Annotated in this window: 10 protein-coding genes; 4 read left to right on the top strand and 6 right to left on the bottom strand. The window is 50.8% G+C overall.

Going from position 1 to position 15,066, the window contains the following annotated elements; translation table 11 throughout:
• Positions 1-21 precede the first annotated feature (21 nt).
• From ACO0LD_RS09820 to ACO0LD_RS09810, 3 genes are all read left to right on the top strand, one after another.
• Positions 22-3,555 carry an EAL domain-containing protein gene (locus ACO0LD_RS09820; protein ID WP_423006199.1) on the top strand — a complete coding sequence of 1,178 codons (3,534 nt, stop codon included), beginning with the start codon at positions 22-24 and terminating at the stop codon, positions 3,553-3,555.
• Between the two features lie 173 nt (positions 3,556-3,728).
• A complete protein-coding gene (locus ACO0LD_RS09815) occupies positions 3,729-4,430 on the top strand; it encodes a YceH family protein (protein ID WP_423006197.1) in 702 nt (233 codons plus the stop codon).
• Positions 4,431-4,545: 115 nt separating this feature from the next.
• Entirely contained in the window at positions 4,546-5,292 is a 747-nt protein-coding gene (locus ACO0LD_RS09810) for an AAA family ATPase (RefSeq protein WP_423006195.1), read from the top strand.
• A gap of 120 nt (positions 5,293-5,412) precedes the next feature.
• On the opposite strand, the gene ACO0LD_RS09805 is transcribed toward ACO0LD_RS09810, so the two are convergent.
• The gene (locus ACO0LD_RS09805) at positions 5,413-6,495 is read right to left on the bottom strand and encodes a hypothetical protein (protein WP_423006193.1); all 1,083 of its coding nucleotides are present in this window, start codon (positions 6,493-6,495) and stop codon (positions 5,413-5,415) included.
• Positions 6,496-6,564: 69 nt separating this feature from the next.
• Entirely contained in the window at positions 6,565-7,713 is a 1,149-nt protein-coding gene (locus ACO0LD_RS09800; protein ID WP_423006191.1) for an SPFH domain-containing protein, read from the bottom strand.
• A gap of 323 nt (positions 7,714-8,036) precedes the next feature.
• Between ACO0LD_RS09800 and ACO0LD_RS09795 the strand changes: the two genes are divergently transcribed.
• Positions 8,037-9,002: a hypothetical protein gene (locus ACO0LD_RS09795; protein WP_423006189.1), complete on the top strand. Its 966-nt coding sequence runs from the start codon at positions 8,037-8,039 to the stop codon at positions 9,000-9,002.
• A gap of 3 nt (positions 9,003-9,005) precedes the next feature.
• On the opposite strand, the gene ACO0LD_RS09790 is transcribed toward ACO0LD_RS09795, so the two are convergent.
• From ACO0LD_RS09790 to ACO0LD_RS09775, 4 genes are all read right to left on the bottom strand, one after another.
• On the bottom strand, positions 9,006-10,247 hold the full coding sequence (locus tag ACO0LD_RS09790; RefSeq protein WP_423006187.1) for a type II toxin-antitoxin system HipA family toxin: 1,242 nt from the start codon (positions 10,245-10,247) through the stop codon (positions 9,006-9,008).
• Positions 10,244-10,561 carry a helix-turn-helix domain-containing protein gene (locus ACO0LD_RS09785; RefSeq protein WP_423006185.1) on the bottom strand — a complete coding sequence of 106 codons (318 nt, stop codon included), beginning with the start codon at positions 10,559-10,561 and terminating at the stop codon, positions 10,244-10,246. The genes ACO0LD_RS09790 and ACO0LD_RS09785 overlap by 4 nt, the downstream gene beginning before the upstream one ends.
• A 179-nt stretch (positions 10,562-10,740) precedes the next feature.
• Positions 10,741-12,099 (bottom strand): sugar MFS transporter, encoded by a 1,359-nt coding sequence (locus ACO0LD_RS09780; RefSeq protein WP_423006183.1) that lies wholly within the window; start codon positions 12,097-12,099, stop codon positions 10,741-10,743.
• Positions 12,100-12,268: 169 nt separating this feature from the next.
• Positions 12,269-14,875: a TonB-dependent receptor gene (locus ACO0LD_RS09775; protein ID WP_423006181.1), complete on the bottom strand. Its 2,607-nt coding sequence runs from the start codon at positions 14,873-14,875 to the stop codon at positions 12,269-12,271.
• Positions 14,876-15,066 lie beyond the last annotated feature (191 nt).

Here is a 15,066-nt window from a genome sequence, read left to right as displayed (position 1 = left end):
GGCTATTCAGACGAAATCACGATGAATAAAGACAATACTTCATTCATAGAGTTATTTCAGGCCCACCCTATACCGATGTGGGTGTACGACTTGCAGACGCTCGCTTTTCTGACTGTCAATACAGCAGCGATTGAACATTATGGTTACACCAAGGCCGAATTTCTGGCCATGACCATAGAGGCAATCAGGCCATCCTATGAAAAGGAGAGGTTGCGACAGAATTTGCACCAGCAAACAGCCACAGCCTTTGAAAAATCCGGTATCTGGCTGCATAAAAAGAAAGACGGCAGCATCATCAATGTCGAAATTACTTCACACCCACTCCATTTTGAAGGGCGCTTGTGCAAATTTGTGCTCGCCCACGATGTCACCGAGCGTTTGCATGCACAAGATAAAATAAGCCGCCTCAGCCGGATTTACGCTGTACTCAGCCGTATCAATTATCTCATTGTCCGCACCCGTGACCGTGCCGCCCTGTTCCAGGATACCTGCCGGATTGCCACTGAAGAAGCTGAATTTCTTGCCGCCTACATCGCTATCATTGATCCTGACACTCTTGATGGCAGTGTAGTGGCCTGGGCTGGCGATGTATCACCACGTCTTGGTGCTGCAGACTTGAACTTTTCTAGTGAAATGGCAGCGTCGCCAGCAATGATGGCGGTACGCACAGGCTTACCGGCTATCTATAACGACATACTTGAAGCACCTGACATGTTTGTCCCGGACGCCAGGTTTATTGAAAGCCAGGTTGCGTCCATGGCAGCTTTTCCCTTGCATGTGGATAAACGACCCGTTGGCGTATTGGTCTTGTTTGCTGATACACCTCATTGCTTCGATGAGGCAGAGCAAAAACTGCTGACAGAACTTGCCGCCGATGTTGCTTTTTCTTTCCAATACATAGGACGTGAAGAATCCCGCAAGCATGCCAATGCCCGTTTGCAAGAAAGCGAAGCGGGCTTGCGTCGTGCGCAATTGATGAACAAGACCGCACATGTCATTACCGGACCGGATGGAACGTTTGAACGATGGTCAGATACGCTACCCATACTCATCGGTGTCGACAATACCGCCATGCCCCCCAATACCCGGCGCTGGCTGGATATTGTGCATCTGGATGACCAAAGCAAATTTCGCCATACCTGCATACAGGCTGCCAGGCATGGCCTGCGTGTGGAAATCGAATATCGGGTACGGCGCGGCGATGGCAATTTGATACAGCTCAAGCAGGTAATGGAACCTTTGCTGGAACACGGCGTCACCCATGGAAAGACCAGATGGTTCAATACCATACAAGACATTACGGAACAAAAAGCCCAACAAGAAAAAATAGCCCGGCTCAGCCGCATTTATGCGGTACTGTCTGGCATTAACTCTGCGATAGTGCGTACCCATAATCGCATGGAACTGTTTCAGGAAACCTGCAGGGTTGCTGTACACGAGGGGGCTTTTGGCATGGCCTGGGTCGCAAGTACCGATACGCACAAACGCAGTGACCCTGTTGTTGCCTTATACAGCAATGCGCCCGATCTGGCAGCACAGCTCAGCCTGAAGGCTTTGGCCAAAGCACCTGACCACAATCTGCCATCAGATATCGCCGTGCGGGAAATGCGGCTGCTTATCTGCAATAACGTGCAGGCAGATTCCGCACTGGCAAATTTTAAGGATGAATTACTGGCACAAGGGCATCTCGCCTTGGCCTGTTTGCCGCTGGTCACGGAGAACCGGGTTGTAGCCGTGTTGACGCTATTTGCCAGCACCATTGATTTTTTCGATGAAGATGAAATAAAACTGCTCAATGAGCTGGCTGGTGATCTTTCGTTCGCCTTGCAATTTATTGACAAGGAAGAGCAACTCAGCTATCTGGCGTTTTATGACAAGCTGACAGGTCTGCCAAATAGCCGTTTGTTCAATGACAGGCTGAGCCAGTTAATGCATTCAAGTACGCATGAGTCTAACAAGGCTGCCATCATCCTGCTGAATCTGAACCGGTTTTCACAACTCAATGATGCTCTTGGTCGCCATGCTGGTGACAACTTGCTGATACAGATTGCAGAGCGGCTGCAAGCATCCTTGCAAGAACCATATACTCTCGCCCGCATTGCCGGTGATACCTTTGCGATTGGTCTGGCCAACCTGGCGCAAGGCGGGGATGCTGCTTCCATACTTGAGCATAATGTCTTCAATGCCTTTGCCGAAGATTTTTTGCTGGACCATCAGCCAGTTCGCGTTTCAGTCAGTGCAGGTCTGGCACTTTATCCTGATGATGGCGCAAATACTGAAACCCTGTACAAGCATGCCGAAGTGGCGCTAAAGAATGCAAAGATATCTGGCGAGCGCTATCTGTTTTATGCGCCATTGATGAATGCCGCGCTGGCTGCAAAGTTGCTGCTGGAAAATGAACTTCGCACGGCCTTGAGTGATAGCCAGTTCGTCATGTATTTCCAGCCGCGTGTCGATTTATTAAGCGGGCACATAGTCAGTGCAGAAGCCCTGATACGCTGGCAACATCCAGAGCGTGGCTTGATCTACCCCGGAGACTTTATTCCCGTGGCAGAAGACACAGGTTTGATTGTGCAGATAGGTGAATGGGCAATCAAGGCCGTGTGCGCGCAGCAGGCAGCCTGGCGCGAGCAACAAATCGATATTGTCCCGGTGGCAGTCAATCTGTCCGCTGTGCAGTTCAAGAATGGCAAGATCCTCGATATCATCCAGGACGCCATCAATAGCCACGGACTTGAACAGCACCATATCGAATTCGAACTCACCGAATCCGTCGTCATGGGCAACCCGGAAGAAGCCGCGCAAACGCTGAAAGCCATCAAAACCATGGGCATGCAATTATCCCTGGATGATTTCGGCACGGGCTATTCTTCACTGGCTTACCTCAAACGTTTTCCGTTTGACTTCGTCAAGATTGATCGCGCCTTTATCATCGATGTGACCAATAACCCTGGTGATGCCGCCATCACCACCGCAGTGATAGCCATGGCACACAGTCTGAATCTTCGCGTCGTGGCAGAGGGGGTAGAAACTGAAGGTCAATTGCAATTATTGCGCAGGCTGCGTTGCGATGAAATACAAGGCTATTATTTCAGCCGCCCGGTACCTGCCGATGCCTTTGCCACCATGCTGCGCGAGGGCAAACGCCTGTCGCCGACAAAAGAATTTGCTGATGATACCAAGACGCTGCTGATCGTCGATGACGAACCGAATATCGGTTCTGCACTCAAGCGTTTGTTGCGCGTTGAGGGATACCGCATCCTGACTGCGACCAGTGGTCAACAGGGGCTGGATCTGCTGGCAGTCAATCCGGTACAGGTCATCATTTCTGATCAGCGCATGCCCGGTATGGTGGGGACCGAGTTTTTGCGTATCGTCAAAGAATTGTATCCAGATACCATACGCATTATCTTGTCAGGCTATTCCGATCTGGTGCCCATAGCCGAGGGCGTGAATCGCGGCGAAATCTTCAAGTTCCTGACCAAGCCCTGGGATGATGCGCAATTGAAAGAAAACATCCGTGATGCTTTCAGGCGTCACCGGCCAGATGCCTGAGCCTTGAACCTGAGCCAAGATTGATGATGCTTGCCTTTGCTTTTCGGCGATAATGCAGCTACATATTTCGCCCATGGATGACATGAGTTCAGCTGCCCAGGGCGATGCACCGGCAAAACATTTAATCAACAGAGAATCAACAGAAAATCAACAGAAAATCAACAGAGGTTTGCATGAACACAGAAAACACGTCCATACCAGAATCGCGAACCGCGCAAGATGCGGCTTTTCTGGATGCAACAGAAGTGCGCGTCCTTGGCGTACTGGCAGAAAAAGAAGCAGCCACGCCCGATAATTACCCGCTGTCACTCAATACTCTGGTGAACGCCTGCAACCAGCTCACCAGCCGCGACCCCGTCATGTCCGTGACCGAGTCTGAAGTGCTGGAAGCCATAGACAGGTTGGCCGCCAAAAAACTGGTGAATGCCATCCACCAGGCCGGTGCCCGCGTCGCCAAGTATGAACACCGCATGCGTATCAAATGGATGCTGGACCAACCCAAGGTAGCGGTATTGACCATACTCATGCTGCGTGGCTTCCAGACCGCAGGTGAAATCCGCGCCCGCGTTGGCCGCCTGCATGAATTTGCCAGTGTCGCCGATGTGGAAAAATGCCTCGACTATCTGATGGACAAGTACCCACCCCTGGTCGCCCGTTTGAACCTGACACCAGGCACCAAGGAACCACGCTATGCACATCTGCTATCCTGCGACGAAGCCAGCCTGGATCAGGCCGAAGCGAGTCATGCCAGCAGTGCTGGTGGTGGTTCAAAGAATGACAGGGTAAGCCAGCTGGAAGCAGAAGTCGCGCAACTGAAGCAACAGGTCAGTGATTTGAGTGCGCAGTTTGCGGAATTCAGGAAGCAGTTTGAGTAAACTGATTCCAGACCAAAAACCTCACCACAGAGGCACGGAGACACAGAGCGGCACAGAGGAAAATTTTCTGTTGAATGAATTTCTCTAATGACCAATTTGAGTAGCATGAGGTAGTATGATTTCAAAGCAATACGTCAGCCGCGTCAGCTTGCGCAGGGATATCGTCGAGTCTTTTGAACGTTACCCCTTCTCTTTGCCCGCGATAAAAAACTTCGAGTATGTAGATCTGCATCCCAAGATCACTTACTTTGTCGGTGAAAATGGCTCAGGTAAATCCACCTTGCTGGAAGCTATTGCTGTATCTCTGGGCTTTAATGCGGAAGGCGGTACAAAGAACTTCAGCTTCGGCACGCGGCGTTCTCATTCTGTGCTGGATGAATACTTACGCATTGCCAAAGGCATACGCAAGCCACGCGATGGCTTCTTCTTGCGTGCCGAGAGTTTCTTTAATGTTGCAACGGAGATTGAGAGACTTGATGAAGAGCCAGGTGGCCCACCGATTATCAATTCCTATGGCGGCATTTCATTGCACGAGCAATCGCACGGCGAATCCTTCCTGAAACTGATGACAGAGCGTTTCGGCGGTCAGGGCCTGTACATACTCGATGAACCTGAGGCTGCCCTGTCGCCACAAAGGCAACTCGCGGTCTTGTCACGCATCCATGACCTGATCGAGGACAACTCCCAATTCATCATCGCCACCCATTCACCGATACTGATGGCTTATCCCGATGCCTGTATTTATCAATGCAGCAAAGAAGGCATTTCTGAAATTGCGTATGAAGAAACCGAGCACTACAAGGTCACGCGGGATTTTCTGGCAAATCCCAAGCGCATGATGGATATGTTGATGGAGCGTTAAAAAAGAAAAAAAGCACCACAGGGTCGCGGAGGAGAGAGAATTTTCTGTTGAATGAATGTTTCTCTGTGTTTACTCTGTGTCTCCGTGACTCTGTGTTGAGAGGTCTTGCCCCTGATTCGATTACTTGTGATTGAGCATAACAATCACGACGACTACTGCGATTGCCAGCAACACCGCCCCCGCAATCTTCCACGCTGAATATGGACGCTCACCCTGTACCTGGCCAGTCTGGCCATTCACCAGAAAACGGTAAGTCTTGTCGCCATATTTATAAGACGACAGCCAGATAGGCAGCAGGATATGCTTGAAGCTGATATTCGAATAGCGAGGCTGCATCGCAATGATGCGCTGGTGGTCGCCACCGATATCGCGGCAGATGGCATTACGGATTTCACCTTCCATCTTGCCCTGGGCATCGACAAAACCAGGCTCCAGTCCCACCTGGTAAGCCTCTACCGTGAAACCTGACACATAATCGTCACGGTAACCCTGCAGTTTTTCCAGACGCCATGGTGCGAGGTTTTCTGCATACGAAGTTGGCAGGGTTTTTGAGCCCACGACCAGTACATCATCAAACGATACCTGTACTGCCCCCACTGCGGGATACCAATTGGTACGGGTCACCTGGCGGCTCTTGGTCTCACCGTTTTCAGTATAGTTTTCTGTGACCGTATAATCGACGCCGCGCTGGCCTTGATAGGTGGTGTCGCTGTCGGCATCATATGTCCAGTAAGGGGTGTAGATACCCTTGAGGCCACGTTCTGCTCTATAAGCCTGCTTCAGCGCATTTGGCGCGAACCACAGGCCGGTAATCCAGTTGGAAAACTTGCTGCGCGCCTCTGATTCCTTGATATCAAATGGCGCAATCGCCTTCGGCCTGATCTTGCGTGCAGAATAAGCATTGGCTGCGATCAGTGGCACCGCGCAAAACGGGCAACGGTCAGACACCAGATTGGCCGCCAGTTGCGACTCTGCCCCGCAGCCCGTGCATTTCACATGCTGGCTGGCGAGCATGGGTTCATTGCCAGCCTGTTCTGACAGGTAAGCCTGATAATCCAGCTCTTCTACCGCTGCGACCGTGGCGGCCTGGTCTTCAGGGATATCATTCTTTGCGCCGCAATACGGGCATTGCAGGGCATGTTGGCCAGGCGCATATTCCAGCTTGGCACCGCAAGATTTGCAGGGATAGTTTTTTGTCGTCACAGGTGATGATTCCAGAACAAAATAGAAGGCGTCGCAACCTTCAGGCGCGACGCCACATCAGAGGATGATTTATTGCGGTGGCAACGGTGGTGGCATAGCCGCAAACAAGCCAGACAAATCAGCCTGTTCACTCGCCTTGCCCCAAGCAGCCATGCCCTGACGCCATACCAGGCTGTCACGCGTCAAACTGCCATTGCCCACGTGGGATTGCAATACGCCCAGATCAAACGGCCCGGTCTGCGCGCCGTTTTGTGCGACAAAATAAGATACCGCCGCTGGCAAAGGTGGCGGCATGCCACCGCCTGCTGCTGGTGCGGCAGCAGGTGCAGGGCTGGCAGCGGGCTGCGGGTTGTTACCAAACATCGTACCCATGCTCTGGCTCAACATGCCACCCACGCCCACACCCATCATGGCACCTGCCATGCCAGGGTTTTGCGCCGCATCACGCAAAGCCTGCGCACCCTGGTACTGGGCGAACTGGTTCATATTGCCTATCATGCGCATGGCACCCTGCTGATCCATTGCTTTTTCAACTTCTTCCGGCAAGCCTATGTCCTGTACCTGCACTTCGCACAGCTCCAGACCATATTGCGCAAAATCACCAGCAATTTTTTCCTGTATGCGCTTGCCCACTTCAGTGACCTTGGCTTCCAGGTCTATCACTGGCACGCCAATTTCAGGCATCACTTCCTTGATGCGCATACCTATCTTGCCGCGCAGGTTTTCTTCTATATCCGCTGTCGTAAAATCAGCCTTGGTACCAACCAGCTCAGACAGCATGGCCTTGGCATCCACGATGCGTATGCCATAGATACCAAAGGCAGTCACACGCACCACGCCAAATTCAGGGTCGCGCATGGTGGCAGGCCCTGCCGTGCCCCACTTCATATTGGTAAAGCGGGTGGTCTTGAAGAAATACACTTCCGCCTTGAAAGGGCTGTTAAAACCATATTTCCAGCCCTTGAGCGTACTCAGCAAAGGCATGTTTTCGGTCGACAGCTCATACATGCCCGGCGTGAACACATCCGCCACCTGCCCCTTGCCCATCTGGCCCTCATTGACCATGATAGCAATCTGCCCTTCGCGCACCGTCAGCTTGGCACCCATCTTGATTTCGTTCTGATAGCGCTCAAAGCGATGCACCATCACATCGGGACTGTCATCCAGCCATTCGACAATATCGATAAATTCATTGCTGAGCTTATTCCACAGACCCATAGTGTTCTCCAAAAAACAAAATTCTTGCAGGATGCTGGCAGGCAATTCTATTGATAGCGGCCAACAGCTATTCGGCGAATAGGCGTAAGTGACTGAATTTCACCAGCACATTCGGCGTAGGCGAAGTATTGCTGAATTGGTACATTATCACAAGGGTTGTGGAAGGGAATTATTGATATTGTTTCTGAACGTAAATAAGCTAAACTGGCATTTCCAAAAACACATCAATTCTTTTAATTACTTTTAAATCGTACATGCCCTGTTTTAATATTCGTGGGCTATATTTTTCTGTATTTTGCAAGTACCTCCTATAGGGAATATTTATGCCCATTTCCTTGAATGAACTCATTGCAAACGCTATTGGACCTGACGGTCTGAAAGCAGATGGACAATTAACATTGCCGCGCAGTTACGGTGTGTATGAGATTCTAGGCGAGCAAGACAACATTTACAGACAAGGAAATTATCCTGTGCGTTTGCGTGAGCTTCAAAAGGATTTTCCAGGGGCTATATTAAAGTATTTATTTTCTTCAAAAGAGGATGCAGTCCAAGTAGCTGCAATACTGAATGCCGGAGATAAAAAAACAGTTCCAGAAAAAATATCCAGGCAGGAGAATTTCCGATTAAGTCCGAAATCGAAAACTCTGGGACAAAGCATCATCCATCCAAGCAAAATCCTGATTGAACTTTTTGAACGTAAGCCATATCAAGGCGTTGCACCTGAACTATCGCGTTTTCTGTTTATCGGACTTGACGCCAATTATGATGTGGACATAGAGAAGAGATCTATTTTTCCAAAAGTGCTTGAGTATCATGAAGATGGCGAGAAATTTTGGCATACTCAAGGAGTCCATCATCCGTTTCTGCTACGTGAATATCGAGGTGATGGAAAGCGCTATCACCAGAATTTTGAGCGTATCGGATTCAGAGCAGAACACGCCAACTTGATCTCTTTCGCTGAGTTGTTCCATCTTCCAAGTATTGGTCGCAACAAACTTTCCGTTGCGAATTTAGATGTCGCTCATTTGAAGAGATTGAATCAAGCAATACTTGAAGGCGATGCTACTCACATCTTCATTTCTTCTACGGTTGCCAGCTTGATGCGTGCCAGTGGTGCATTTACTTGGCTCCCTGGCAAACCAACGGAGACAAAAGATGTGTTGCCAGTTTTATTCAGGAGCGGCGACAAGGCTGTTTATTCTCTATTACACTTTTCCAGCTATGGGAAGTATTACAAAAAATTGTGTTTGCAAATAGAAGAAATTAGAAAAATTATTGCGCAGATTTAAAATCTAAGTATGTAGCTTTGCCCGATTCGCCTCAATGATTTTGCCCACTATCGTCATTGTCTTTTTCGAGATAGGCAAATCCTGCGCTGCGCTCTTGAAGTCATAACCAGTAATTAACTCCAGCATCTCATCAATAATATTCTGCGCTTCTTTTTCTTTCATTCCACCGTCTTGCGCAACTTTCAAAATATGTGCCCGCGTTGGTGATTTGCCTTCGCCAGCCACATCCATGAAATGTTCGCCGCGATAACCGGCGCAATAAGTCAGGTCATAGGGTGGAGCGAGTTCCCATTCATTGTTTTTGTTGAGCAGGTAAGACAGGTTTTTGGCGTGGTCATCGCGGTTGTTCATCAGTACGTTGAAAACGCAGCGTTGCAATGCTTTTTTTAGTTCTCTTGCATCGCGTGTCAGCCTGCGGGTTGCGCGCATGAATTCGCTGTAGCCTAAGGAGGGTACCTGGAAATAAACGTGCAACATGCCTGCCAGTGAGTGGACGTGAACGCGCTGCTCATTATCGCGGTCAAAACGTTTGGTGCCGAATGCTGTCATGCCGTCTGGTAATTCAAAGAATCGTGTCTCACCCATGCCGAGGCCGCATTTGCGCGCCAGCCGGGCGTACAATTCTTCCAGTGCGCAGCTATCGCTGGCATCGTCTTTTGCCGGGAATTTGATGAGCCAGGATTCTGCATCTGGCATGTATTCAGTACTCATTTGCCCTGTCGTTGGTTGGTAGTAAACCAGTGCCTTGGGGCGTGCGCCGCCGGGGGAGCCGCCTGCCTTGGCGAGCTCGTCCAATACTTCATAGCTGTCATCTGTGAGTATTGCCTGAACTTCTTTCGCCAGATCGATCAGGGCAAGGTCGCTGACTACCAGATGAGTTTCACTGCCGGGTTCATAGGTCAAAGCCCCCATGGTGTTGTCGCCAAGGTAGGCGAGCATGTCCAGCACAGAGACGGTGTCGGTATCTATGCCTTTGGCTTTCATGCGGCGTTTCATCAACTGTAAGCCCCAACTGTCAGGCAGGGAGTCGTAGATCAATCCCGGCACGCGCATGATGGGCAGGTAATCGGCTTGTTTGTCAGGGTAGGCATTTTGCCGCAGTGGCAGGCGTATGGGAGATAGGTCCAGGCCACTTGCGAGTGCTGCTGGCGAATACTGGAACAAGATATCGCGGCCATCATCGGCCAGTGTGCCCAGCCAAAGCGACTCGCCTTGCGCCTTGTAATTGACCTTGAGCTCTTTCATGATGGGCTCTTGGGTTTGCGATACGCCCGCTGCCTGGCTTGCACTGCAGACTTTGCCCGCATCTCTTCTATGGTATTGGTTTGCGGCACCAGAACTGGCTGCAAATCTGGAGTGGCATTCAATGACTCAAGTATGCGGACAAAGTTGGCCAGGGTGCATTTGCCAGTACGTTCAAAGCTGCTGACAGTTTGGGCCGAGATGCCTGTACGTTGCGCCAATTCTTCTACGCTGATATTCAACAGCAAGCGCCGTTCGCGCGCTCGTTCGCCGAGTGTCAGGCAAATTTCATCAGGTAAAAGTAGAGAGAAATCCATTGGTTTTATATAGATTAGGCTTAGATAATCTAACTTTCCAATAGAATTATACTGGTTATGATGCTGGATTAGGCCTATTTTTTGAGCAAATTATTCTGCAGATTGTTGCTTCCTGATTAATCCTCATCCTCGTTGTTGCAAGGATGAGGGTATCGTAACATGCTAATCAGGCAATCAACTCACCCCGCCTGATCCACTCTCTCCAGTCTCTCTGCACCCGCACTCCAGCTTCTCAATTTATGCCCTTTCACCGCATAAAAGAAAATCATCAGATAACAGGGCAGCATGACCCAGTAGGCGGTTTGGGAGTTGCCTGCGTCGGAGAATTTTCCGTACAGCATGGGCAGCAATGCGCCGCCGGCGATGCCCATGATGAGCAGGGCGGAGCCGGCTGCGGTGTATTTGCCCAGGCCTTGCAGGGCCAGTGGCCAGATGGATGGCCAGACCAGGGCATTGGCCAGGCCCAGCATGGCGAGGAACATGACGGTGTTTGGTACTACCGGCACGCCTGCCCAGCCGACTATTGCCTGGGCAATGCCGGTGTCCGTGGCGGAGCTGGTGGCGACGCCGACGGTGAACAGCAGGCCGCTGATGGCGGAGAACATCAGGGCGGTTTTTTGTGTCATCAGTTTGGGGATGGTGGTGGCACCGAGGATATAGCCTATGACCATGAAGCTCATGGTGTATGAGGTCAGCACGGTGTAGTTGTGCACGCCAAGGTTGCGGCCATACAGGCCTATGGTGTCGCCAGCGATGACTTCGACGCCGACATAGGCGAACAGTGACAATGCGCCCAGCACCAGTTGCGGGTATTGCAGCACGCCCCATTTGGTGACTTCGGGCTGGTTCTTTTCTTCTTCTGCCCGCAGTTCTGGCAGTGAAGAAAAATGTACGATGACCATCACCACCAGCAAGCCAGCCGCCATGATGGCATAGGGGTAGACCAGGCGCGATGACAGTTCTGAACGCAAGGCCAGGCGGCCAGCATGATCGAGTGCCGCCAGTGCCGTGTCAGAATATTTTTCTATACCGGACAAGATCAGTGCAGAAAACACCAGTGGCACGACTATGCCTGCGCCCTTGTTGAACAGACCCATGATGCTGATGCGCATGGCAGCGCTCTCGCGTGAACCTATGCAGACGATGTAGGGATTGATAGCAGTTTGCATCAGCGTCATGCCAGTTGCCAGGGTGAACAGGGCCAGTAAAAAGAAGCCGTAATAGCTGGTCTTTGCGGCGGGGATGAACAGCAATGCCCCCACTGCCATGATGCCCAGGCCCAGTGTCATGCCGTTCTTGTAGCCAGTACGGCTGAGTATGGCGGCGGATGGCAGGGCCATGACGGTGTAGGCGATATAAAATGCAAATGTCACCCATAGCGCCTGGAAGTTATTCAGGTCGCAGACTATTTTTAAAAACGGGATCAGCGAGCCATTGAGCCAGGTGGCAAAGCCCAGGATAAAAAACAAGAGGCTGATAAAGAACATGGCGACGACCACGTCCTTTGTTGATCCTCTTGCTTGATCATTGTTGTTCATGAGGTGTTCCAGACATATGTAAAATGGTCACTTGATCTTGAGCGGTAACAAGTACTTTCCGCTTGTGCAAAAAAAGCCTCCCCTGCTGCTTATATGGGGAGGCTCTTCTGGCGCTCTTTGCATGGTGACCTGAGTCACTTCAGGTCACCGTCGTGCAGATGAAAGCAGATCAGAACTTGGCTCTGACACCTACGCTGTAACGTGCGCCGTTTTCATAGACGCCAACAGGCAGGCCATCCGTGGTGTTGGTGCGTATCACAGAATTGGTCAGGTTGACGGCTGTGGCGAACAGGCTGATCTTTGGTGTGATGTCCCAGTTGGCCGTAGCATCCCACTGACCATAGGCGCTGGTGACATCCTGGCCACCTTCATCCAGGCCACCGTAGGATTTGGAACGATAGTTATACGACAGGCGGAAGCTGATGCCGTTCTTTTCATAATAGCCGCTGGCATTCAACTGATTGCGTGAGTTGCCGATGACATTCAGTTTTTGCCCACCAGCGATGGAGCCAGCTTTTGCATCGGTGAAGGTGTAGTTCACGATGGCACCAAAACCATTACCAAAAGCCTGTTGCCATTGCAGTTCCAGACCGTTGATGACGGCACCATTGTCGGCATTATGCGGACGTGTTACCGGGCGGGTTACACCACCGACATTCTCTTGCGCTGTCGAGGTATAGATGAAGGTATCCAGGCGTTTGGTGAACAGCGTGGCAGACAACAATGACGCATCAGAAAAATACCATTCTGCACCTATCTCGGCCTGGTCGGCATGGTAAGGTTTCAGCAAAGGATTACCGGCAGTGGCGGCATTGGTAGTGCCGCTGACTTCGGTACTGGCGCTGAGGTCGCTGTAAGTGTTGCGTGCCATCACACGGGCCACTGCACCGCGCAGTATCAGATCTTTGCGCAGGTCATACACCACGTTCACGCTGGGCAATACGTCGTTATACGTGCGTGTCGTGCTACCGATGACGTAGTTGCCTTTGCCTGTCAGGTCTTGATAGGCTTCGGATGTCTGCTCAGTCTTGACCAGGCGCACACCAAAGTCACCGCGCCATTTGTCGAGGGCATAGTCAGCCTTGACATAAGCAGCAGTAATTTTTTCTTGTATCTTGTAGTACTCGCCCTTGGCTTCGTTATAGACCATGCCCTTGTCATACATGGCAAAACCCTTGCTGGCGGCCAGTGCATCGTTGACCCATGCATATTGGGTCAATGAACCAGATGTCGCGGCAGCCTGGCTCAACAATGGTGATGGGCCAGTGGACAGATCAGCCAGGCTGAAAGATTGCCAGCCTGGGCTACCCGGTCCTACTGTACCTATAGTGCGGTGATTTTGTACGGTGTTGTCACGGTATTTCAAACCAAATTTCACGTCCTTGATAAATGAACCAGTCAGGTCCAGCGTCAGGTCACCCTGTACATAATTTTCTTTGCTTTCCATCTTGCGTATCCAGTCACGTGCATTTTGCAGCGTGAGCTTGGTCGGGTCGAGCGGGCTCATGTCCAGGTAAGACACTTCATAAGTATCTGGCGCGATATTTACAGTGGCGCGGGTATTGCCAGTGAACCAGAAATTGCGGTCATGCTTGCTGCCGCCTTCGGCAGATGTGGAACCTAATTGGCCGTGTGCTTTCCAGCCATCGCCTTCATAATTGCCTTCCAGATCCAGTATCTTGGACTTGATATAGGCTTCACGATAGATAGGCTCGAACGAGACGCCTGTTGTCGGACCGACTGTGCCACCGACTACGGCCTTGGTACCATCAGAGGTAGTGATGAAACGTGGATTGGTGATGCGGATAACATTATTGCCATCTGCCAGGCCACCTATTTGCCACAGGTAGTTCTGGTTGTTATTGTCCATGTTCATGTCTGAATTGATGTAATTCAGAGAGATGTCGCTGTCACGGTTAGGCTTGATTTGCAGTGTCACATTGCCCGTCGTGCGTTCACGGTCCTGGCGAAAAATCGCTGAACCACCACCCCATGATGCATAGGCGTTTGGCGTTGCCACATTGTTTTGATCGAGGATGGTGTACTTGGTGGAATCAGTAAAATTCTCCAGGCCATCACGACGCATGGTGCGTTTTTGTTTGCTCAGGGACAGCAAGACACCTAAAGTGTTTTCATCATTCTTCCAGTTCACCAGACCGGAGATTTGCGGGTCTGTTTTCTTGGGCAGATCAGAATAAGTCGCTTCCAATGAGAATTGCGCAGTCAAAGGTGCTTTAAATTGCAGCGGCTTGCGGGTCTTGACATTGACCAGTCCGCCGATACTGCCTTCATCCAGATCAGCAGATGGGCTTTTGTAAACATCAAGGCTGCCCACCAGTTCAGAAGGCAAAATGTCATAGTTAAAGCCACGGCTTTGTGAATCATTTTTCCACCAGTAAGCTGATGCTACTGACTGGCCATTTAACTGTGTCATGTTCAGGCTCTTGTCGGTACCGCGCACGAAAATGTCGCGGCCCTCACCCCAGGTACGGTCAACAGAAATACCCGGTACGCGTTGCAGCGAATCGGCGACGTTTTTGTCCGGGAATTTACCCAGGTCTTCTGAATTGACTGTATCAACAATATTTTGTGAATCGCGTTTGCCAGCCAGATTTTTTTTCAGTGTGTCGCGTATGCCGCGCACTTCTACGACTTGTGAGCCTGGTGCAGCTTCTGGTGTTTCATCGGCAGCGTAGACTATATTAAATGCAGTGGTGCTGACAATCAGGGCAATCAGTTGCGGTAACAGCTTCTTCTTGAATACGGGGGTGTTCATGCAAATCTCCTTCAGTTGGTTTTACTCGTTGGTATCACATCTTCTTCTTTTGGCGCTGCAATTTTGACCTCGTTACCAGTACGGTAGGCGGGGTAAAAATAATCTTTTCTATTCCGTTTTATTGTTCTAATCTTCGCTTGCATCAAGTGCTAAAAAAAGCCGACGCCGCACTGGGCGTCGGCAAATCAATC

The sequence above is a fragment of the Undibacterium sp. Ji83W genome (assembly GCF_049340385.1).
Classification (GTDB): domain Bacteria; phylum Pseudomonadota; class Gammaproteobacteria; order Burkholderiales; family Burkholderiaceae_D; genus Undibacterium.
The sequence above is the reverse complement of the archived record's forward strand: the minus strand, read 5'-3'. Positions and strand labels throughout refer to the sequence as shown.

What these genes read in the sequence shown, in the direction of transcription:
- ACO0LD_RS09820 (WP_423006199.1), top strand. Translation starts at nt 22, where the DNA reads ATGAATAAAGACAATACTTCATTCATAGAGTTATTTCAGGCCCACCCT.
- ACO0LD_RS09815 (WP_423006197.1), top strand. Translation starts at nt 3,729, where the DNA reads ATGAACACAGAAAACACGTCCATACCAGAATCGCGAACCGCGCAAGAT.
- ACO0LD_RS09810 (WP_423006195.1), top strand. Translation starts at nt 4,546, where the DNA reads ATGATTTCAAAGCAATACGTCAGCCGCGTCAGCTTGCGCAGGGATATC.
- ACO0LD_RS09800 (WP_423006191.1), bottom strand. Translation starts at nt 7,713, where the DNA reads ATGGGTCTGTGGAATAAGCTCAGCAATGAATTTATCGATATTGTCGAA.
- ACO0LD_RS09795 (WP_423006189.1), top strand. Translation starts at nt 8,037, where the DNA reads ATGCCCATTTCCTTGAATGAACTCATTGCAAACGCTATTGGACCTGAC.
- ACO0LD_RS09790 (WP_423006187.1), bottom strand. Translation starts at nt 10,247, where the DNA reads ATGAAAGAGCTCAAGGTCAATTACAAGGCGCAAGGCGAGTCGCTTTGG.
- ACO0LD_RS09785 (WP_423006185.1), bottom strand. Translation starts at nt 10,561, where the DNA reads ATGGATTTCTCTCTACTTTTACCTGATGAAATTTGCCTGACACTCGGC.
- ACO0LD_RS09780 (WP_423006183.1), bottom strand. Translation starts at nt 12,099, where the DNA reads ATGAACAACAATGATCAAGCAAGAGGATCAACAAAGGACGTGGTCGTC.
- ACO0LD_RS09775 (WP_423006181.1), bottom strand. Translation starts at nt 14,875, where the DNA reads ATGAACACCCCCGTATTCAAGAAGAAGCTGTTACCGCAACTGATTGCC.